Here is a 19,491-nt window from a genome sequence, read left to right on the forward strand (position 1 = left end):
CCTTTCGACCCGTACGAGGTGGCCCGCCAGCACGCCATCCTGGCCGCGGCGCTGCGGGGCCTCGGCAGGACCGAGCGTGCGGGCGATCACGAGGAACGGGCTCGCGCCCAACTCGCCGCGCTCAACGCGCGCGAGGCGGTACGCCTGGAAGTCCTGCTGGCACCGGAACCGCCGACGGGCGCGCCGGCGACGCCCCCGGAGCCCGGGACGACCGCTGATACGGAACCGCTACGGAGCTGATACGGCCGGTCCGTAGCGTCTGGACGTGCCGGAGCTTCTCGCAGCGGGAGGCGGCCGGCGCCCCAGTGCGACCAGCACGTAACCGGGCACGTGACCAGGCATGTGAGGAGGCGGGCACCGTGACACCCACGGGGAACACCTACAGGGCTGAGGGAACAGCGAGGAGCAAGGGAGGAGGACGGACCGTCCGCGCTCAGTTCCTCAGATATGTGAGGACGGCCAGGACCCTGCGGTGGTCCCCGACGCTCGGCGACAGACCGAGCTTCAGGAAGATGTTGCTGACGTGTTTCTCCACGGCGCCGTCACTGACGACCAGTTGCTTGGCGACCGCCGAGTTCGTACGCCCCTCGGCCATCAGACCGAGGACCTCACGCTCGCGGGGCGTCAGCCCGGCCAGTACGTCCTGCTTGCGGCTGCGGCCCAGGAGCTGGGCCACCACCTCGGGGTCCAGCGCGGTGCCGCCCCTGGCCACCCGCACCACGGCGTCCACGAACTCTCTGACCTCGGCCACCCGGTCCTTCAGCAGATACCCCACGCCCCGGCTGGACCCGGCCAGCAGCTCGGTGGCGTACTGCTCCTCCACGTACTGCGAGAGGACAAGGACCCCGATACCCGGGTAGTCCTTGCGGAGCCGTACGGCGGCCCGTACCCCCTCGTCGGTGTGGGTCGGCGGCATCCGTACGTCCGCCACCACCACGTCCGGCAGCGCGTTCTCGTCCGCCAGCTCGCCGACGGTCTTGATCAGCGCTTCCGCGTCACCCACGCCGGCGACCACGTCGTGCCCGAGGTCGGTCAGGAGTCGGGTCAGGCCCTCCCGGAGCAGTACCGAATCCTCTGCGATGACCACGCGCACCCTGTCGTTCACGACTCGGTGTCCCCCACTGTCGGAAGTGTTGCCCTTGGAGGCTCCAGCATCCCAGCAATTGGATCGAGCCGTGTCACACATGAACGGAACAGAACCATGCCACTGACGAACAAGACCATGACCTGCGCGGATCAGCCCCGCCAGGGCAGCTCGGCCGTCACCGTCGTCGGGCCTCCGGCGGGGGAGTCGACGACCAGAACTCCGTCCACGGCGTCGAGCCGCTCGGAGAGCCCGGCGAGACCGCTGCCGGCCGAGGCGCGGGCGCCGCCCCTGCCGTCGTCCACGACCTGGAGCATCAGCCTGTCGCGTGTCTGCCACACGTCCACAGATGCCCGCCTGGCTCCGGCGTGCTTGCTGATGTTCTGGAGCAGTTCGGAGACCGTGAAGTAGGCGATGCCCTCGATCGCGGCCGCCGGCCTGAAGGGAAGATCGACCTCGACGGTCACCGGGACGGTGCAGCGGGAGGCGATGGCGGAGAGCGCCGCGTCCAGACCCCGGTCGGTCAGGACCGCGGGGTGGATGCCGCGTGCGAGGTCGCGGAGCTCCTGGAGGGCCGTCTTCACCTCGCCGTGGGCCTCACCGACCATGCGCGCGGCTGCCTCGGGGTCCTCCAGCAGTTTCTCCTTCGCCAGCCCCAGATCCATGGCGAGGGCCACAAGACGGGCCTGGGCGCCGTCGTGCAGGTCGCGTTCGATCCGGCGCAGGTCGGCCGCCGCCGTGTCCACGACCACACCCCGGTCCGACTCCAGCTCCGACACCCGGCTGGCGAGCCTGGACGGCCCGAGCAGCCCCACGACCAGCAGCTTGTCGACGCTTGTCAGACCGCGTATCAGCCAAGGGGAGGCGAGAACGAACACCAGACCGATCGCGCTGGTGATCCCGATCTCCAGCGGGTTGTCGAGGTAGACACCGCCATCGGATCCGTCGCTGTAGACCGCGATCCCCGACTGGCCGAGATCGGCCGGGAACACCCACTGCCACAGCGGATAGAGGAAGAGCGACCAGCCGGTGACCCAGAAGGTCACCGAGACGATGAACGCGAACAACGCCCAAGGGAAGTGGAGCAGCGTGTACAGCAGATGCCGCCAGGAGACCCCGCTCTTCAGGACCGCGCCGACCCACGGCATCAGTCCCTTCTGCCGACTGTTCCCCCGGCTGCGGACCGGCTCCGGGTCACCCACCTTGATACCCAGCAGCGCGCGGGCCCGCGCGCGCTCCATCCCTCCGAAGCCCCGGCAGCCGGCCAGGCCTGCCGCCAGCACGGGCACCCCGAGGAAGGTGATGAGGAGGCCCGCACCAAGGCTGATCGTCGTGATCGCGTAGACGAACAGCACCAAGCTGATCGGGAGGCTGAGCAGCAGGTAGCCGAATTCACGCCACGTGCGACCCTCGACCGGCGCACGCAGCACCGGAGGGAGGAAATGGGACCGTGCCCGAGGCGCGTGATCCATGACCATCGGTGATGTCCCTTCTGCGAGCAGGCTGTGTGCGTTCATAAGGTTCATGCTGCTCGGATCCCGGAGTCGGCACCATGAGGCCGGTTTCAGTCTTCACCCTGGGGTTTCCCCCACCTCGGGAGGGGATCCGTCACCACCTCAGTCCTGACCGCGGGTCCGCCACGGCAGTTCAGCGGTGACGACCGTCGGCCCCCCGGCCGGTGAGTCGAGTACGAAGAGTCCGTCGACCGCGCCGAGCCGGTCGGCGAGGCCCGACATACCCGTACCGCCGTCGAGGCTCGCACCGCCGCGGCCGTCGTCGGTGACCTGGAGCAGCAGCCGGTCCTCGGCCCGCCACACCTCGACGGAGGCAGCACGTGCCGCACTGTGCTTACTGACGTTCTGGAGCAGTTCGGAGACCGTGAAGTAGGCGATGCCCTCGATCGCGGCCGCCGGCCGCTCGTGCACGTCCACGCTCACCTTCACCGGGACCGTGCAGCGGGAGGCGATGGCGGACAGCGCGGCGTCGAGACCCCGGTCGGTGAGGATGGCCGGATGGATGCCGCGTGCCAGGTCGCGCAGCTCCTGGAGGGCCAGCTTCACCTCGCCGTGCGCCTCGTCGACCATGACGGCGGCCGCGTCCGGATCCTCCAGCAGCTTCTCCTTCGCCAGGCCGAGCCCCATGGCGAGGGCCACCAGACGGGCCTGGGCGCCGTCGTGCAGGTCGCGTTCGATCCGGCGCAGGTCGGCCGCCGCCGTGTCGACGACCACACCCCGGTCGGTCTCCAGCTCGGCGATCCGCCGTTCGAGCTCGTCGGAAGGCGACAGCAGGCCACGCACCATCGCCCGGTCGGCGTTGGTCAGACCGCGAGCCACAAAAGGAAGGACAGGCCAGAGGAGGACCAGGGACACGAGCGTGACGGCGAACGTCACCACCCCCCAGGGCAGCCGGATGAACTCGTACAGCACGGCCCGCCAGGCCACCGGATCCTTCAGCCGTGCCCAGAGCCGGGCCAGGCCGGACCCATGGCGCTGCCGGTGAACGTGCAGCGGGCTCGGCTCATCTATCCGCAGGCCCAGCAGCAAGCGCGCCCGCGCGCGTTCGGAGCGGCCCAGCCACCGCGCGCCGGCGAGACCGCCGACGAGCCAGGGCAGGCCGATCACGGTCACGGAGAGACCCGCCCCGATCGCGACCGTGGCCACCGCGTAGACGAACCCGACCACGGATACCGGCAGATTCGTCAGGAGATGCGCGATCTCCTTCCAGGTGTGCCGGTCGTAGGCGAACCGCGCGGGTCGTGGCCGGTCGTCCTCGGTGGGGCTCATGCTCGCCGTCATAGGGACCTAGCCTGCCGGGCCGGGGACCCGCACGCCATGGGGTAGCTGGGTGGGATGAAGTGGGGATAACCCCACTCTTGCGTGATGCGGCTGCTTACCACTTCTTTAACAGGGCCTAGACTCCCGTCCGTACAGATTCCCGAAGAACGCGCTACGAGGTCAGGGAGCGAGGGGCGGACGTGCCGGAACCGACCGTTCTCGCGGCGGAGTACTTCCATGCCTACTCGGTGGTCGGCGTACTCGCCGTTGTCGGTGTGCTGTTCGTCGCCGTGGCCTTCGGGGCCGGGCGCCTGCTGCGGCCGGTCGTGCCGACGCCGGAGAAACTGCTCACCTACGAATGCGGCGTGGACCCCGTGGGCGAGGGCTGGGCACACACCCAGGTCCGCTACTACGTCTACGCGTTCCTCTATGTCATCTTCGCGGTCGACTCGATCTTCCTCTTCCCGTGGGCTACGGTCTTCGCCGCCCCGGGCTACGGGGTGACGACGCTGATCGAGATGTTCATCTTCCTCGGTTTCCTGGCCGTGGGACTGCTCTACGCATGGAAGAAGGGCGTCCTGGAATGGACGTGACCCCCCAACTGCTGCCCGAGCCCAAGCGACTCGGCGTGCTCTCGCGGCTGGCGCCCCAACCCATGAAGGTGGTCCTCAACTGGGGCCGCCGCTACAGCCTCTGGGTCTTCAACTTCGGACTCGCCTGCTGTGCCATCGAGTTCATCGCCGCGTCCATGGCGAGGCACGACTTCATCAGGCTCGGTGTGATCCCGTTCGCACCCGGCCCGCGCCAGGCCGACCTGATGGTCGTGTCCGGCACGGTCACGGACAAGATGGCGCCGGCCGTGAAGCGGCTGTACGAGCAGATGCCCGAGCCCAAGTACGTGATCTCCTTCGGCGCGTGCTCCAACTGCGGTGGCCCGTACTGGGACTCCTACTCCGTGACGAAGGGCGTCGACCAGATCATCCCCGTCGACGTCTACGTACCGGGCTGCCCGCCGCGTCCCGAAGCGCTGCTTCAGGGCATCCTCAAGCTCCAGGAGAAGATCGCCCGCGAATCGCTCGGCGAACGCTACGCCTCCGGGACGGAGAGCCGCCCCTCCGTGACCGCGCTCCGCAGCGGCCTGGTCCCCGCTCCGCCGACACCGGGGAAAGGCACGCCGTGAACGCCTACGACCGGCTTCCTGACGCGGTCGCCGTCGCCGAACTCTTCGGCGAGGAGGCCACGGCCGAGCGCGCGTACGAACTCCTGACCGTCGACGTCCCCCCGGCGTCCTGGATCGCCGCGCTGGAGACCGCCCGCTCCGAACTGGACTGCACCTTCTTCGACTGGCTCAGCGCCGTCGACGAACCGGGCACCGGTTTCCGGGTCTGCGCACACGTCGCCGCGCTCGGCGGCGGTACGGTGCGCGGCCTGCTCATCCGTACGACCGTCCCGTACGAAGCGGCCGTCCTGCCCACCGCCATCGGCGTCTACGCGGGCGCCGGCTGGCACGAGCGGGAGACGCACGAGATGTTCGGCATCGAGTTCACCGACCACCCGAACCTCATCCCCCTCCTTCTCCCCGAGACCTTCGAAGGCCACCCCCTGCGCAAGGACTTCGTCCTCGCCGCCCGGGTGGCGAAGGCATGGCCCGGAGCCAAGGAGCCGGGGGAGTCCGAGCACGGCGGCCCCAAGCGCCGCCAGATGCTCCCGCCCGGCGTCCCCGACCCGAACGAATGGGGCCCGCTCAAGGGCCAACTCCCTCCGGCCCCCGCCCGTCCCGCCCGAGGGGCAGCGGCAGCCGGTGAACGTCCGGTACGCCGCGCCCGGAGCGTGTCGGGAGGCTCGGCCAGCCAGCAGACCCCCGGGTCCGGGCCCGAGAGCACGCCAGGGAAGGGCGAGAGGGGCGGTACGGCCGACGCGGCCCCGCCCACGCCCCCGTCCCCGGCGGCGGACGCCCCGTGGCACAACCCCAAGCCCGCGTTCGGCGACGGCACGGACGAGCCCACCCGGAAACCGGACCCGAGCCCGGAGCCGGACCCCGACCCTGACCAAAAGTCTGACCCCGGCCCCAACCACACCCCCGGCCCCAACTCCGCCCCCGCCCCTGACCCCGATCCCGAACCCGGCCCGGACTCCGATCGCCCCGGAGGAGACGCGTGAACGACGTGCTCGACGTCGCCCTGCGGCTGATCATCGTCCTCGTGGTGTTCCTGGTCCTTCCCCTGGTCGTCGGGCAGGCCGAGCACAAGGTGATGGCCCACATGCAGGGCCGTCTCGGCCCCATGCACGCCGGCGGTTTCCACGGCTGGGCCCAGCTCATGGCGGACGGCGTGAAGTTCGTCCAGAAGGAAGACGTGGTCCCGGCCGACGCCGACCGCCGTATCTTCCAAATGGCCCCGGCCGTCGCCCTGCTCCCGTACCTCCTCGTGCTCGTCGCGATCCCGGTCGGACCCAGTGAGGGCGCGGTCGGCCAGGTCGTCGACGCGGGCATCTTCTTCGTACTCGCCGTGCTGGGCGTCGGGGTCCTCGGCTCGCTGATGGCGGGCTGGGCCTCGGCCAACAAGTTCTCGCTTCTCGGCGGGCTGCGGACCGCCGCGCAGTTGCTCGCGTACGAGCTGCCCATGCTGCTCGCCGCCGCTTCCGTCGCGATGGCGGCGGGCACGGTCTCACTGCCCGGCATCCTGAACGCCTTCCACTGGTGGTGGGTGCCCTGGCAGATCGTCGGTGGCGTGGTCTTCTTCGTCTCGGGTCTCGCCGAACTCCAGCGCCCCCCCTTCGACATGCCGGTCGCCGACTCCGAGATCATCTTCGGCGCCTACACCGAGTACACGGGTCTGCGCTTCGCGCTGTTCCTGCTCGCCGAGTACGCGGGCATCGTCGTCCTCTCCGGACTGACCACCGTCCTCTTCCTCGGCGGCTGGCACGGACCGCTCGGCGCCGACGGCCTCGGCTGGGTCTGGACCCTGCTCAAGACGGCCGTACTCGCCTTTGTCGTCATCTGGCTGCGGGTCAGCTACCCCCGGCTGCGCGAGGACCAGTTGCAGAAACTCGCCTGGACCGTGCTCATCCCCCTCGCCCTCGCCCAGATCGCCCTCACCGGCGTCGTCAAGGTGGTGATCCAGTAATGCCCCCCGTCCCCGGCAGCGGACTCGCCAAAGGCCTGGCCGTCACTCTTCGTACGATGACGAAGAAAACGGTCACCAAGCAGTACCCGGAGGCACAGCCCCAACTCCCGCCGCGCAGCCGCGGGGTGATCGGGCTGTTCGAGGAGAACTGCACGGTCTGCATGCTCTGCGCCCGTGAATGCCCGGACTGGTGCATCTACATCGACTCCCACAAGGAGACAACGCCCGCCGCCGCCCCCGGCGGCCGGGAGCGCAGCCGTAACGTCCTCGACCGCTTCGCCATCGACTTCGCCCTCTGCATGTACTGCGGTATCTGCATCGAGGTGTGTCCTTTCGACGCGCTGTTCTGGTCGCCCGAGTTCGAGTACGCCGAGACGGACATCCGCGAACTCACGCACGAGCAGGACAAGTTGCGCGAGTGGATGTGGACCGTTCCCGCGCCGCCCGCGCTCGACCCCGGCGCCGAGGAGCCCAAGGAGATCGGCGCCGCCCGTAAGAGCGCCGACAAGCTCGCGGCCGCCCAGCAGCAGGAGGCCGGCGAGTGACGCTCGGGGCGACCGGGGCCGTCTCGGCCGCCGGCCACAGCTTTCTGTCACCGGCCGGCGTGGAGATCGCCTTCCTTCTCGTCGGCCTCGTCACCTTCGGCGCGGCCATCGTCACCGTCACGACCAGACAACTGGTGCACGCCGCGCTCTGGCTGGTCGTGGCACTCGGCGGCCTGGCCGTCGAGTACCTGCTGCTGACCGCGGAGTTCATCGCCTGGGTGCAGGTCCTCATCTATGTCGGTTCCGTCGTGGTCCTCCTGCTCTTCGGACTGATGCTCACCAGGGCGCCCATAGGCCGCTCCCCGGACGCCGATTCGGGCAACCGACCGGTGGCGCTCGCGGTGGCGGTCGTCGCCGCCGCCGCCCTGGTCTGGGTGGTCGTCGACGCCTTCCGTACGACCTGGGTCGACCTCAAGGGACCGGCACAGGGATCCACCGAGGCGTCGGGGGAGTTCCTGTTCCGGCACTGGGTGCTGCCTTTCGAAGCCCTGTCGGTGCTTCTCCTGGCCGCGCTGGTCGGCGCGATCGTCCTGTCCCGCAGGAAGAAGGAGTAGCGCCGATGCACCTCGCCTATCCCGCCGTCCTCTCCGCGCTCCTCTTCTGCACAGGCGTGTACGGCGTGCTCGCCCGGCGGAACGCGATCCTCGTCCTGATGTCCGTCGAGCTGATGCTCAACGCCGTCAACCTCAACCTGGTCGCCTTCGACGTCTGGATCCGCGACACCCTCCACGCCGGCCAGGCACTCACCCTCTTCGTCATCGCCATCGCCGCCGCTGAGATCGGCATCGGACTCGCGATCATCCTGATGGTGTACCGCAACCGCGGCACCTCGGACGTCGACCGGCTCCGCGACACCGCGGAGACGCACGGCACCGACGAGGAAGACCAGGCACACGAGACGGACGAAGCCGCCGCCGCGGCACAGAATGCTGAGGCCACCGCGTGAGCACCACGACCCTCGCCGTTCTCGTCCCCCTCCTGCCGTTCCTCGGCGCCGTCGCCGGGCTGCTGCTCGGCCGTACGGCACCCGGCTTCGTACGGCCCCTCGCGGTCCTGCCGACCCTGGCTGCGGCCGTGCTCGCCGTCCTGGTCGCCATCGGGCAGGGCGGCGGCGCGGGCGCCGACAAGCCGCCGCTGGACGCCTCGACACAGCTCACCCCCACCGGTTCGGTCCCCATCGAACTCGCCCTCCACATCGACGGCTTCGCCGCTCTCGTGGCGATCCTGGTCGGTGTGGTCGCGCTGTGCGTGCAGATCTACTCCACGGGCTATCTGCGCGACGACGCCCGTTACCCCTCCTACGCCGCGATCGTCTCCCTCTTCACCTCCGCGATGCTGCTCGTCGTCTACTCCGGCGACCTGATGGTGCTGCTGGTCGGCTGGGAGGTCATGGGCATCTGCTCGTACTTCCTGGTCGGCCACTACTGGGAGACGGCCGAGGCGCGCGCCGCCTCCCTCAAGGCCTTCCTCGTCACCAAGCTGGGCGATGTCCCCTTCCTGATCGGTCTGTTCGCGCTCGCCGCCGACGCCGGTACGTTCCGGATCACCGGCGTCCTGGACACCGTCGCCAAGGGCGGCCTCGACCACCCCACCCTGATCGCGCTGCTCCTGATCGCGGGCGTCGCCGGCAAGTCGGCCCAATTCCCGCTGCACACCTGGCTGCCTGACGCGATGGCAGGACCGACGCCCGTCTCCGCGCTGATACACGCCGCCACGATGGTCGCCGCCGGTATCTACTTCGTGGCCCGTCTCCTCCCCGTCTTCGCCGCCTCGAAGGCGGCCCTGGTGGTGCTCGCCGTGATGGCGGCCGTCACGATGATCGGCTCGGCGCTCGCCGCGCTCGCCCAGGACGACATCAAGCGCGTCCTCGCCTACTCGACCATCGGCCAACTCGGCTACATGTCGGGCGCCCTGGCCGTCGGCGACCGCGGCGCCGCCGTCTTCCACCTGATCTCGCACGGCGCCTTCAAAGCCCTCCTCTTCCTCGGCGCCGGCGTGATCATCCACGCCGCCGGCACCAACTCGCTGGCCGCCATGTCCCGGATGGGCTCCCTCGCCAAACGCATCCCGGACGCCTACTGGACGGTGACGATCGCGCTGCTCGCGCTCGCCGCCATCCCTCCCTTCGCGGGCTTCTTCTCCAAGGAGTCCGTCCTCGTCGCCGCCGAGCACGCGGCCCTCGGCGACTCCCACATCGCCCCGGGCGCCGCGGGCTGGCTGGTCCTCGTCGCCGGTCTGGTCACCGCCCTCCTCACCGCCGCCTACGCGATGCGCCTGTGGCTGCTCGCCTTCCACGGCCGGGGCGCCGAAGCCGCCGACCACGGCAGGCAGCCGCTCGCCATGAACGCCGTCCTGTGGATCCTCGCCATCCCCACCGTCGGCCTCGGCCTGACCGTCGGCTACATCACCGACTGGTTCGACGGAGACAGCCTCACCCCGACCGTCACCACCGCCGTCCTCGGCACGGGAGCGGCCGTCGTCGGCGCCCTGACCACCTACGGAAGCTGGCGGACCACCACCGCACTGGCCGCCCGCAACCCGATCGGCGCCGTCTCGGCCCACCCGGACGCCGAACCCGCCCTCTCGGAGTCGGACGCCATCGAGGCCCACACGCCCGTCTACGGGAACATCGCTTCGGCACCCGACCCCGCGGACCCGGGCAGGCTCCTGCTGGGACCGCTGCACAGCCACGCGGCAGCCGGCTTCCACCTCGACGCCGTCTACCACCACCTGTTCGTACGCCCCGTGCTGGCCGCCTCCGGTCTCGTCCGCTTCCTCGACCGCGAGGTCGTCGACACGTACGTACGCGGAGCCGGCACCGGCACCCGCTGGCTCGGCGCCGCCGTACGCCGGGCGCAGACCGGCAACGTGCAGACCTATCTGAGCGCCCTGCTCGCCGGCTCCGTCGTCCTGGCGATCGCCGCCGTACTCGTCGCCGCCGGAGCGTGAGCCGTGATCGATATCAGTGAGTCAGTGATGCAGTTCCTTCTCGCGCTGATCGTGGCGGGCCCGCTCATCGGCGCCGTCGGCGCCCTCCTGCCCGCCCCGCCCGGACTGCGCGGCAAGAACCCCGACCAGGCCGTCCTGCGCCACGGCGTGACCGTGACCGGCGCCATCCTCATCGCGGCCGTCGTCCTCGCGCTCGGCTTCGACCACGACCACCCGTCGAAGATGCAGGCCACGACGGACGTGAGCTGGATCGCCGCACTGGACATCCGCGTCCACCTCGGCATCGACGGCATCTCGCTCCCCCTTGTCGTCCTGACCGCGCTGCTGACCTTCCTCTGCGCGCTCCACAGCTACTTCAAGATGCCGAAGGGCCCCTCGCCCAAGGCATTCGTCGCTCTGCTCCTCCTCCTCGAATCCGGCACGCTCGCGACCTTCGCCGCGCTCGACCTGATCCTCTTCTTCCTGGCGTTCGAGATGGTGCTCGTCCCGATGTACTTCCTCATCGCCCGCTGGGGCGGCTCGGAAGGAGTGGCGGGCGGCAGGCAGGCCGCCGCCTGGAAGTTCATCCTCTACACGCTGCTCGGCTCCGTGGTCATGCTGCTCGGCCTGCTTCTCATCGGGCTCAAAGCGGGCACGTTCGACATGGTGGCACTCGCCACTGACAACGGCCGTGGGCTGAGCACATCCGTGCAGGTCATCGCCGTTCTCGCGATCGGTCTCGGGCTCGCTGTGAAGACCCCGATGTGGCCGCTGCACAGTTGGCTCCCCGACGCCCACACCGCCGCGCCGACCGTCGGCTCCGTACTCCTCGCCGGTGTCCTGCTCAAGATGGGCACCTACGGCTTCGTCCGTATCGTGCTGCCCATCGCGCCCCACGGGATGCACACCTTCGCGCCGTACCTCGCCGCCCTCGCCGTCGCCGGCATCATCTACGGCTCCCTCGCCTGCCTCAGCCTCGCCAGACAAGGCGCGGGCGGCGACCTCAAGCGGCTCATCGCCTACTCCTCCGTCGGCCACATGGGCTTCGTCCTGCTCGGCATCTCGACGATGACCGCCACCGGCGTCAACGGCGCGCTCTTCGCCAACATCGCCCACGGCCTCATCACCGGCCTGTTGTTCTTCCTGGTCGGAGGCCTCAAGGACCGCTACGGCACCGCCGATCTCGACACCCTCGCCGGCGCGACAGGCGCGGCGCTCTACGGCCGTGCCCCGCGCCTCGGCGGCCTCCTCGCCTTCGCCGCCGTCGCCTCCCTGGGACTGCCGGGCCTCGCCGGGTTCTGGGGCGAGATGCTCGCGATGTTCGGCGCCTTCAGCCCCGCCGCGGGGCTGAGCCGCCCGGCGTTCCTCACGTACATGGCGATCGCCTGCTTCGGCACCCTGCTCACCGCCTCGTACCTGCTGCTCGTCGTACGCCGCGTCTGCATGGGCGTGAAGCCGAAGGAGGCGGCGGGAGCGGCCCCCTTCGCCGACGTCCAGAGTTACGAGATCGCCGCCTGGACCCCGCTCGTCGCCCTGACCGTCCTCGCCGGGCTGTGGCCCGCGATCCTCCTCGGCCTGTCCGATCCGGCCGTGCAGAAGCTTCTCGCAGGAGGCACGTCGTGATCGTGGCCGCTCAGAGCGCCCTCGGCGCCATCGAAGCCGCAAGCGCCGCAGCCCCCGTTGCCGGTGCCGCACAAGCGGCCGGTACGGTCCACGCCCCCGGCGGCGTCGCCGCGCTCGTCCAGTCCATCGACTGGCTCGCGATCGCACCGCCCACCCTCACCGCTCTGGTGGCGCTCGTCGTCCTGGTCGCCGACCTCTTCGTCCCCGACCACCGCAAGCGACTCCTCGGCGGCGTCGCCATCGCGGGCCTGGCCGGGGCGATACTCCTGCTCCTGCCGCTGCTCGACGGCGACCGCTCGACCTTCTGCCTCAGCGACGACTCCCAGGTGTGCAGCTACACCGCCGACCACTTCGCGCTCGTCATCCAGCTCCTCGTCCTCGGCGGCGCGCTGCTCACCGCGCTCCTCTCGCTCGACGCCCTCGACGACACCAAGGACGGCGACGCCCTTCCCGCCGGCGAGTACTGGTTCCTGCTGCTGTCCTCGGCGGCCGGCGCCGCCCTGCTGCCCGCCGCACGCGACCTCGCCACCCTCGTCGTCGCCCTCGAAGTCGCCTCCCTGCCCGCCTTCGCCCTGGTCGGGCTGAAGCGCGGCGACCGGCGCTCCTCGGAATCGGCGCTGAAGTTCTTCCTCTCCTCGGTCACGGCGACCGCCGTGATGCTGCTGGGCGTCAGCTTCGTGTACGCGGCCACCGGCACGCTCCACCTCGCGCAGATCGCCGCGAACCTCGACCACGTCCCCGGACAGCTCGACACGCTCGCCAAGGCGGGCGCGGCCCTCACCCTCGTCGGCTTCGCCTTCAAGACGGCGGCGGCGCCCTTCCACTTCTGGGTCCCCGACACCTATGTGGGCGCCCCGCTGCCCGTCGCCGCCTACCTGTCCGTCGTCAGCAAGGCGGTCGGCTTCTCGGGCCTCATCCTCGTCACCGTCCTCGCGTTCCGCCCGTACGCCGACGAGTGGGGTCCGGCCCTCGCCGTCCTCGCCGCGCTCACCATGAGCGTCGGCAATGTCGCCGCGCTACGGCAGTCGGCGACCCGCGCGCGCAGCGCCGTACGCCTGCTGGCCTGGTCGTCGGTGGCGCAGGCCGGGTATCTCCTGGTACCGATCGCCGCCGCCGGATACGCGGGCGGCGCCCGGATCGGCTCCACCGTGGCGTACGCCCTGATGTACGCCGTCGTGAACCTCGGCGCCTTCGCCGTCGCCGCCCTGGTCGCCCGTACGAAGCCGCTGAACCGGATCTCCGACTACCGGGGCCTCTACGCCCGCCGCCCGCTCGCCGCCCTCGCCCTGGGCTTCTTCCTGCTCTGCCTGGCGGGGCTGCCGCCCGGGATCATCGGCCTGTTCGCCAAGGTCACGGTCTTCTCGGCGGCCGTCGACGCGGGTCTCGGCTGGCTCGCCGTCATCATGGCCGTCAACGTCGTGATCGCGCTCTTCTACTACCTTCAGTGGACGACGGCCCTCTTCCGCTCCCCCGAGGCGGAAACCTCCGAAGCGGACACCCCCGAGGAGCAGCAGCGGGAGCAGGTCACGCACCGCGCCCCCGCCGCCCTCACCGCGGCCATCGTCCTGACGGCCGTCGCCGGCATCGTCCTGTCGGCCGCGCCCCAGATCGTGCTGCGCTTCGCCGACGTCAGCCTCTTCTGAGCGGGACGAGAGCTCCGGCCGTACCTCTCCCGCCGGAAGATTCACCACCCGTACGGCGTACGCGCCTGCCGGGTCGGCAGGGAACCCGTGCCCCCCGCCTGGCGTTGACCAGTACAGAAGGGTCCACTGGATGGTGGAGCACCAGAGCGAAGGGTTCCCCTGCCGCACGATTTGGAGGGCGTACCGTGCACCGCCGGCACAACGGGTTGAGGACTGCCGCACTCCTCGGGGGACTGTCCGCACTCATCATCGTCATCGGCAGTCTCTTCGGCCGCACAGGCCTGATCGTCGCGCTGCTCGTGGCCATCGGCACCAACGCGTACGCCTACTGGAACAGCGACAAGCTGGCCCTGCGCGCCATGCGGTCCCGTCCCGTCAGCGAATTCGAGGCACCCCAGCTCTACCGCATCGTCCGCGAGCTGTCGACGGCCGCCCGCCAGCCCATGCCCCAGCTCTACATCTCACCGACGCAGGCGCCCAACGCCTTCGCCACCGGACGCAACCCGCGCAACGCCGCAGTCTGCTGCACGGAGGGCATCCTCCAGATCCTGGACGAGCGCGAGCTGCGCGGCGTTCTCGGCCATGAGCTGAGCCATGTCTACAACCGCGACATCCTGATCTCGTCGATCGCCGGTGCGCTGGCCTCGGTGGTCATGTTCCTGGTGAATTTCGCCTGGCTCATCCCCATAGGCCGCTCCGACGACGAGGAGGGCCCCGGCCTCGTCGGCATGCTGATGGTGATGGTCCTGGGGCCCCTCGCGGCCTCGGTGATCCAGCTCGCGGTGAGCCGCTCCCGCGAGTACGAGGCCGACGCGTCGGGCGCCACCATCACCGGCGACCCGCTCGCTCTGGCGAGCGCGTTGCGCAAGCTGGACGCGGGTACGAAGCAGTTGCCGCTGCCACCCGAGCCGCGTATCGAGACCGCGAGCCACATGATGATCGCGAACCCTTTCCGGCAGGGGCAGGGATTCGCGAGACTGTTCTCCACGCACCCGCCGATGGCGGAGCGCATCGCCCGGCTCGAGCAGATGGCAGGTCGCCGCCCATGAAGACACTCCTCAACCTCATCTGGCTCGTCCTCTGCGGCTTCTGGATGTTCCTCGGTTATGTGCTGGCGGGCGCGGTGCTCTGCGTCACCATCATCGGAATCCCGTTCGGCGTCGCGGCCTTCCGTATCGGGATCTACGCCCTGTGGCCCTTCGGCTATACGGCGGTCGACCGCCAGGACGCCGGGGCGCCGTCCTGCGTGGGCAATGTCTTGTGGTTGGTCCTCGCCGGCTGGTGGCTGGCCCTCGGGCACATCTTCACCGGTATCGCGCTGTGCGTCACGATCATCGGAATTCCCCTGGGGATCGCCAACTTCAAGCTGATCCCCGTCTCGCTGATGCCCCTGGGCAAGGAGATCGTCCCGACGGACCAGCCTTTCGCCCCGCGCTGACCAGCGCGGAAGGGCCTGGCTCGCGCCGTGTCCCAGCGCTACGTGTATGCCCCACCGGATGCGGGGTAGCGGATCGTCGTCGAACCTCCGGCGCACCCCGGCCCGTGTGTCTTGTGCCGCACCCGGCCGAACCTCGCAACCGCCTTCCCTCTCCGCGGCGTCTCCGGGGGTAACAGGCACCACGGCGCGAAAGGCAGGACCCTGGCATGGGCATCATCAGTTGGATCATTCTCGGACTCATCGCAGGAGTCATCGCCAAGATCCTGCTTCCCGGCAAGGACCCGGGCGGACTGATCGGCACAACGATCATCGGGATCGTCGGAGCTTTCCTCGGCGGCTGGATTTCGGCCCGCTGGCTCGACCACCCCATCAACAAGAGCTTCTTCGACGGCCCCACCTGGCTCGCGGCCATCGGCGGAGCACTCGTCCTGCTCATCATCTACCGGCTGCTCTTCGGCAACTCCCGCTCGCGCCGCTGAACGTCTCCGCCGACGCCGGCCGGGCCAGGACCTAGCTCAGGCCGGTCTCGCGCAGCGTGATGTTCAGCCTGCCGCTGTTCATACCTGTCGCCGGGCCGGCCGTCCCCGGATACACCTTCGGAACCCCGTGATAGGCGAAGCGCGACGCCCCGCCGAAGACGAAGAGGTCCCCGGAGGACAGCTCCACATCCGTGTACGGCCGCCCCCGGCTCTCCGTATTGCCGAAGCGGAAGACACACGTGTCGCCGATGCTCAGGGACACCACCGGAGCACCGGACCGTTCGTCCTTGTCCTGGTGCATCCCCATCTTCGCCGCGCCCTCGTAGAAGTTGATCAGGGCGGTGTCGGGGGTGTACGAGGCGGCAGCGGCCGGGTCCCCGTACGCCTCGCTCAGCGCGGCCCGCCCCAACTCCACCAGCCAGCCGGGGAACTCGGCGACCGGTGCGCCGTTCACATCGTCGGCCGTACGCGTGTACCAGTACGGCTGCCAGTGCCAGCCCAGGCACACCGTCTGTACGGACATCACGCCGCCGCTCGGCAGCACCGTGTGCCGGATCGGTACGGGCTCGCGTGCCCAGCCACGGCAGACCTCCACCAACTCCCGCTGCCGTTCCTCCCCGAGCCACCCGGGCACATGCACGGCGCCGGGGGAGAGGACGGCGGGCGGCAGCGGAAAGAGCTCGCCGCTCATGACGCCGGCGTCCACTCCGTCGCCCCACCGGTCCGGGCGGGACGCGAGGCGCGGGCGACCCCGCCGGTCGCGCACGTGATCATCACCCGCTCCTCTCAGCCGTCCAGGACCCCTTGCCGGGACCGGGAACCCCTTGCAAGAACCCCTTGCAAGAGCCCCTTGCGGGGAGCCCCTGCCGGGAGCCCCGTGTTACGAGTCTGCCCCCGCCCGACCGGGGGGAGCCAGCCGAATTCCGACGTCACCCAGGGCGCCGGCGGCCGGCCGCGGGGGCGGAACCAGCGCTCCCGCGCTCCCGCCGCGCCCCCGCCCGTCCCCGTACCGCCGTGGTCACCGGTAGTTCACGAACTGCACGGCGAAGTCGAAGTCCTGCCCCTTCAGCAGCGAGATCACGGCTTGCAGGTCGTCACGGCTCTTCGAGCTGACCCGCAGCTCGTCGCCCTGCACCTGCGCCTTGATGCCCTTGGGGCCCTCGTCGCGGATGATCTTCGCGACCTTCTTGGCGTTGTCCTGGGAGATACCCTCCTCGATCGAGGCGAAGATCTTGTAGTCCTTGCCGGAGAGCTGCGGCTCGCCGGCCTCCAGCGCCTTCAGCGAGATCCCGCGCTTGATCAGCTTGGACTGGAAGACATCGAGGATCGCGGTGACCCTGTCCTCCGAGTTCGCCTGCATCACGATCTTCTCGCCGGACCAGTCGATCGAGGCCCCGACGTTCCTGAAGTCGTAGCGCTGGGAGATTTCCTTCGCGGCCTGGTTGAGGGCGTTGTCGACCTCCTGCCGCTCGACCTTCGAGACGATGTCGAAACTGGAGTCGGCCATGTCCTGTGGCTCCTTGTATCGGTTGTGTCGGTTTATCGGTTCTGATCGGGTGCTCATGGCGCCTGTGTCGCGTGCCCGTCACATGCCTGTCCACTGCTCGGGGCACGCCCGGGCTCCGCCGACCGCTGGCGTAAAGCCTAGCCACCCTCACCCACCCCGAGCGCTGCTCAATCGGGTGGCGGAGCACCCCCGGGGATCAGGTATTGTTTCCCTCGTTGCCACGGAGCACCGCCGAAGGCGGACCTTCACCGGCAGCGACATCCCATGGCGGTGTGCCCGAGTGGCCAATGGGAGCGGACTGTAAATCCGCCGGCTTAGCCTTCCCAGGTTCGAATCCTGGCGCCGCCACACGATACAGATGGCCCCTGATCCCCGTACGCGCGGATCAGGGGCCTCTTTGTGTGGCGCTCAGGGCGTTGCGGACCGTCAGGGGCGGGCGGGCCGACGGCAGTTGTCCGTCACGGGCGCAGGCGGCCGCCGTGCACTCCCGGTTGGTTGAGGTCCGCGAGCCGGAAGGCCAGTTCCGTCTCCCATTTCGCCGTGTCCGGTTCCACACGCGGGTCGGTGCGGTACGACTCCATCCGGCAGCCCCAGCGTTCCACGCCGTCCACCACGTTCATGTCCCACTCCAGGCCCTCGCCCGCCGCCCAGGCCAACAGCCGCCGCGTGGCGTCCAGCAGCCCGGCGGGAGAGCCGAGGTGCAGGACCGTCGCGTAATGGCCCGAAGGCAGTACCCCGTGCCGGACGTCGCCCTCCGGCGACGGCGGTGCGGACGGTCCCGGGGTGGCGGCGACCGGGACGCCGACCTCCACCTCCGACTCCGCCGCCATGTCGATGCCGACGTAGCGGAAGAACGGCGGCCCCGCGAACTCGAGCCCCTGGTCCACCGCCCAGCCGATGACCACCGGCACCTGATGGGCGACTTCGGCGAAGCCGCCCGGCGGGACCGATCTCAGGATCCCCACGTACGGCTGCTCGTCCCGCCGGACCACCGTCACAGGGCCCGGGTTTCCCGGCCGCTCACTCGTATCGTTCATGACAGCGAAGACCGGCCGGGGGCGCCGGAATCATCGGTCAGTCGCGGCATTTCTCACCGCGTCGGCCACCGGTACCGTCCCGCTGATCAGCTCCAGCGTCAGCCCGGCGGTCGACGGGGTCTCCAGCAACTCCGCCAGCACGGCCGCCACATCGTCACGCGGCACCGGACCGTGCCCGGTCGATTCGGCCAGGTTCACCAGACCCGTACCGGCGTCGTTCGTCAGGGATCCCGGCCGCAGGATGGTCCAGTCGAGTGCCCTCGACCGGATGTCGACATCCGCTGCGCCCTTCGCGCGCAGGTAGACGTCGAAGACCTCGTCGCCCTCGCGGTTCGGGTCCGCGCCCATCGAGGAGACGACGACATAGCGGCGTACGCCCGCGCGTTCGGCGGCATCGGCGAAGAGGACGGCCGCGCCCCTGTCCACCGTGTCCTTGCGTTCGGCGCCGCTGCTGCCGCCCGCGCCCGCGGCGAACACCAGGGCGTCCGCGCCCGCCAGCACGGCCGCGACCCCGTCGACGGAGGTCGACTCCAGGTCCAGGACGACCGGTTCGGCGCCCGCCGCCCGCAGGTCGTCCGCCTGCTCGGGCTTACGGATCACACCCGCGACCTCGTGTCCGCGCGCGGCGAGCAACCGCTCCAGCCGCAGCGCGATCTGACCATGTCCACCGGCGATCACAATTCGCATGCTCACGACCGTACGTCCACCGAGCCGTTCCCGCTCACGGGCACTCACGGACAGAGGCCGGCGCGTCCCTGCCTCGGCAGCTCCAGCACAGTGGCGCCCGCCGAGTCGCAGTACTCCCGCACGGCGCTGGTACGCGCCACCACCCGCCCCCGGTGGATGACGATCCTGCTGTACGCGAGTGACAGCGCGCTCGCGAGGCCCTCCCCGCGCACCGCCAGAAGTTCGGCGGGGAAGCCGGCCTCCACCCGCACCTCGGGCAGCCCCATCGCCGCCCGGGCCGCGCCGCTCACCGCGCCGTACGCGTCGTCCGCCCGCAGCCCGCCCAGCGTCGCCAGCAGATACGCGGCCTCCAGCGGGTCCCCGCGCCCCACCGGGTTCGATACGTCCCGCAGCGCCCCGCCGCCCGCGGCGACCCGTACCCCGGCCGACCTGAGCAGCCGTACGGGGGCGACTCCACGCCGCCGCGCGCCCCCGCAGCCGCCCTGCGGTAGCGAGACCACCGTCACATCCGCCGCCGCCAACTGGTCGGCGGCGCGTGCCGCCACAGCGTCCGGCAAATCCGCGAGCCCGGCGCAGGGCCCGAGCGTCACCCCCGCGCGCAGGCCGCCGGCCATCGCGGCG

21 protein-coding genes, 1 tRNA gene and 1 pseudogene are annotated in these 19,491 nt (G+C 70.2%); 15 read left to right on the forward strand and 8 right to left on the reverse strand.

Annotated elements, in window-relative coordinates:
* Positions 1–240 (forward strand): hypothetical protein (locus QR77_RS46865; RefSeq protein ID WP_040024242.1); only part of this gene is annotated, 240 nt, incomplete at its 5' end.
* Positions 241–433: 193 nt separating this feature from the next.
* Here the strand turns inward: QR77_RS46865 and QR77_RS24300 are convergent.
* From QR77_RS24300 to QR77_RS24310, 3 genes are all read right to left on the reverse strand, one after another.
* Positions 434–1,093, reverse strand: a complete 660-nt coding sequence (locus QR77_RS24300; protein WP_040028567.1) for a response regulator transcription factor — start codon at positions 1,091–1,093, stop codon at positions 434–436.
* A gap of 143 nt (positions 1,094–1,236) precedes the next feature.
* Positions 1,237–2,562 (reverse strand): sensor histidine kinase, encoded by a 1,326-nt coding sequence (locus tag QR77_RS24305; protein ID WP_040024243.1) that lies wholly within the window; start codon positions 2,560–2,562, stop codon positions 1,237–1,239.
* Positions 2,563–2,700: 138 nt separating this feature from the next.
* Complete coding sequence (locus QR77_RS24310; protein WP_236710796.1) at positions 2,701–3,867, reverse strand: sensor domain-containing protein; 1,167 nt, start codon at positions 3,865–3,867, stop codon at positions 2,701–2,703.
* 191 nt (positions 3,868–4,058) lie between these two features.
* On the opposite strand from QR77_RS24310, the gene QR77_RS24315 reads away from it, so the two are divergent.
* The 13 genes from QR77_RS24315 (at position 4,059) to QR77_RS24375 (ending at position 15,639) form a co-directional block, all read left to right on the forward strand.
* The gene (locus QR77_RS24315; protein WP_040024245.1) at positions 4,059–4,451 is read left to right on the forward strand and encodes an NADH-quinone oxidoreductase subunit A; all 393 of its coding nucleotides are present in this window, start codon (positions 4,059–4,061) and stop codon (positions 4,449–4,451) included.
* Entirely contained in the window at positions 4,442–5,038 is a 597-nt protein-coding gene (locus tag QR77_RS24320) for an NADH-quinone oxidoreductase subunit B (protein ID WP_040024246.1), read from the forward strand. Before QR77_RS24315 ends, QR77_RS24320 begins: the two co-directional genes overlap by 10 nt.
* Entirely contained in the window at positions 5,035–6,018 is a 984-nt protein-coding gene (locus QR77_RS24325; RefSeq protein WP_040024247.1) for an NADH-quinone oxidoreductase subunit C, read from the forward strand. The genes QR77_RS24320 and QR77_RS24325 overlap by 4 nt, the downstream gene beginning before the upstream one ends.
* Positions 6,015–6,983: a complex I subunit 1 family protein gene (locus QR77_RS24330; protein WP_040024248.1), complete on the forward strand. Its 969-nt coding sequence runs from the start codon at positions 6,015–6,017 to the stop codon at positions 6,981–6,983. The genes QR77_RS24325 and QR77_RS24330 overlap by 4 nt, the downstream gene beginning before the upstream one ends.
* Positions 6,983–7,528: an NADH-quinone oxidoreductase subunit I gene (locus tag QR77_RS24335; RefSeq protein WP_040024249.1), complete on the forward strand. Its 546-nt coding sequence runs from the start codon at positions 6,983–6,985 to the stop codon at positions 7,526–7,528. The genes QR77_RS24330 and QR77_RS24335 overlap by 1 nt, the downstream gene beginning before the upstream one ends.
* Positions 7,525–8,082 (forward strand): NADH-quinone oxidoreductase subunit J, encoded by a 558-nt coding sequence (locus QR77_RS24340; RefSeq protein WP_040024250.1) that lies wholly within the window; start codon positions 7,525–7,527, stop codon positions 8,080–8,082. Before QR77_RS24335 ends, QR77_RS24340 begins: the two co-directional genes overlap by 4 nt.
* A gap of 5 nt (positions 8,083–8,087) precedes the next feature.
* The gene (gene nuoK, locus QR77_RS24345) at positions 8,088–8,474 is read left to right on the forward strand and encodes an NADH-quinone oxidoreductase subunit NuoK (RefSeq protein ID WP_040024251.1); all 387 of its coding nucleotides are present in this window, start codon (positions 8,088–8,090) and stop codon (positions 8,472–8,474) included.
* Complete coding sequence (locus QR77_RS24350; protein WP_040024252.1) at positions 8,471–10,477, forward strand: NADH-quinone oxidoreductase subunit L; 2,007 nt, start codon at positions 8,471–8,473, stop codon at positions 10,475–10,477. Before nuoK ends, QR77_RS24350 begins: the two co-directional genes overlap by 4 nt.
* A 3-nt stretch (positions 10,478–10,480) precedes the next feature.
* Positions 10,481–12,079 carry an NADH-quinone oxidoreductase subunit M gene (locus QR77_RS24355; RefSeq protein ID WP_040024253.1) on the forward strand — a complete coding sequence of 533 codons (1,599 nt, stop codon included), beginning with the start codon at positions 10,481–10,483 and terminating at the stop codon, positions 12,077–12,079.
* A 125-nt stretch (positions 12,080–12,204) separates the two neighbouring features.
* A complete protein-coding gene (locus QR77_RS24360) occupies positions 12,205–13,722 on the forward strand; it encodes an NADH-quinone oxidoreductase subunit N (protein ID WP_052489700.1) in 1,518 nt (505 codons plus the stop codon).
* Between the two features lie 185 nt (positions 13,723–13,907).
* A complete protein-coding gene (gene htpX, locus QR77_RS24365; protein WP_040024254.1) occupies positions 13,908–14,771 on the forward strand; it encodes a zinc metalloprotease HtpX in 864 nt (287 codons plus the stop codon).
* Entirely contained in the window at positions 14,768–15,160 is a 393-nt protein-coding gene (locus QR77_RS24370; RefSeq protein WP_040024255.1) for a YccF domain-containing protein, read from the forward strand. Before htpX ends, QR77_RS24370 begins: the two co-directional genes overlap by 4 nt.
* 206 nt (positions 15,161–15,366) lie before the next feature.
* A complete protein-coding gene (locus QR77_RS24375; protein WP_040024256.1) occupies positions 15,367–15,639 on the forward strand; it encodes a GlsB/YeaQ/YmgE family stress response membrane protein in 273 nt (90 codons plus the stop codon).
* A gap of 31 nt (positions 15,640–15,670) precedes the next feature.
* Here the strand turns inward: QR77_RS24375 and QR77_RS24380 are convergent, their stop codons facing one another.
* Positions 15,671–16,330 carry an alpha-ketoglutarate-dependent dioxygenase AlkB gene (locus tag QR77_RS24380; protein WP_040028569.1) on the reverse strand — a complete coding sequence of 220 codons (660 nt, stop codon included), beginning with the start codon at positions 16,328–16,330 and terminating at the stop codon, positions 15,671–15,673.
* Positions 16,331–16,657: 327 nt separating this feature from the next.
* A complete protein-coding gene (locus QR77_RS24385; protein ID WP_040024257.1) occupies positions 16,658–17,146 on the reverse strand; it encodes a YajQ family cyclic di-GMP-binding protein in 489 nt (162 codons plus the stop codon).
* 266 nt (positions 17,147–17,412) lie between these two features.
* Here QR77_RS24385 and QR77_RS24390 point away from each other — a divergent pair.
* Positions 17,413–17,494, forward strand: a tRNA-Tyr gene (locus tag QR77_RS24390).
* A gap of 110 nt (positions 17,495–17,604) precedes the next feature.
* Here QR77_RS24390 and QR77_RS24395 read toward each other — a convergent pair.
* From QR77_RS24395 to QR77_RS49045, 3 genes and pseudogenes are all read right to left on the reverse strand, one after another.
* Positions 17,605–18,183 (reverse strand): GyrI-like domain-containing protein, encoded by a 579-nt coding sequence (locus tag QR77_RS24395; protein WP_052489021.1) that lies wholly within the window; start codon positions 18,181–18,183, stop codon positions 17,605–17,607.
* A gap of 30 nt (positions 18,184–18,213) precedes the next feature.
* Positions 18,214–18,870, reverse strand: coding sequence for an SDR family oxidoreductase (locus QR77_RS24400; protein ID WP_040024258.1), 657 nt, complete (start codon positions 18,868–18,870; stop codon positions 18,214–18,216).
* Positions 18,871–18,914: 44 nt separating this feature from the next.
* Positions 18,915–19,491: pseudogene (locus QR77_RS49045) on the reverse strand (hydrolase); the annotation flags it as partial.

This window comes from Streptomyces sp. 150FB, assembly GCF_000818195.1.
Taxonomy (GTDB): Bacteria; Actinomycetota; Actinomycetes; order Streptomycetales; family Streptomycetaceae; genus Streptomyces.

Excerpts from the sequence above, each read along its gene's own strand:
- QR77_RS24305 (WP_040024243.1), bottom strand. The coding sequence starts at position 2,562 with ATGGTCATGGATCACGCGCCTCGGGCACGGTCCCATTTCCTCCCTCCG.
- QR77_RS24310 (WP_236710796.1), bottom strand. The coding sequence starts at position 3,867 with ATGAGCCCCACCGAGGACGACCGGCCACGACCCGCGCGGTTCGCCTAC.
- QR77_RS24320 (WP_040024246.1), top strand. The coding sequence starts at position 4,442 with ATGGACGTGACCCCCCAACTGCTGCCCGAGCCCAAGCGACTCGGCGTG.
- QR77_RS24335 (WP_040024249.1), top strand. The coding sequence starts at position 6,983 with ATGCCCCCCGTCCCCGGCAGCGGACTCGCCAAAGGCCTGGCCGTCACT.
- nuoK (WP_040024251.1), top strand. The coding sequence starts at position 8,088 with ATGCACCTCGCCTATCCCGCCGTCCTCTCCGCGCTCCTCTTCTGCACA.
- QR77_RS24370 (WP_040024255.1), top strand. The coding sequence starts at position 14,768 with ATGAAGACACTCCTCAACCTCATCTGGCTCGTCCTCTGCGGCTTCTGG.
- QR77_RS24375 (WP_040024256.1), top strand. The coding sequence starts at position 15,367 with ATGGGCATCATCAGTTGGATCATTCTCGGACTCATCGCAGGAGTCATC.
- QR77_RS24380 (WP_040028569.1), bottom strand. The coding sequence starts at position 16,330 with ATGAGCGGCGAGCTCTTTCCGCTGCCGCCCGCCGTCCTCTCCCCCGGC.
- QR77_RS24385 (WP_040024257.1), bottom strand. The coding sequence starts at position 17,146 with ATGGCCGACTCCAGTTTCGACATCGTCTCGAAGGTCGAGCGGCAGGAG.
- QR77_RS24395 (WP_052489021.1), bottom strand. The coding sequence starts at position 18,183 with ATGAACGATACGAGTGAGCGGCCGGGAAACCCGGGCCCTGTGACGGTG.
- QR77_RS24400 (WP_040024258.1), bottom strand. The coding sequence starts at position 18,870 with ATGCGAATTGTGATCGCCGGTGGACATGGTCAGATCGCGCTGCGGCTG.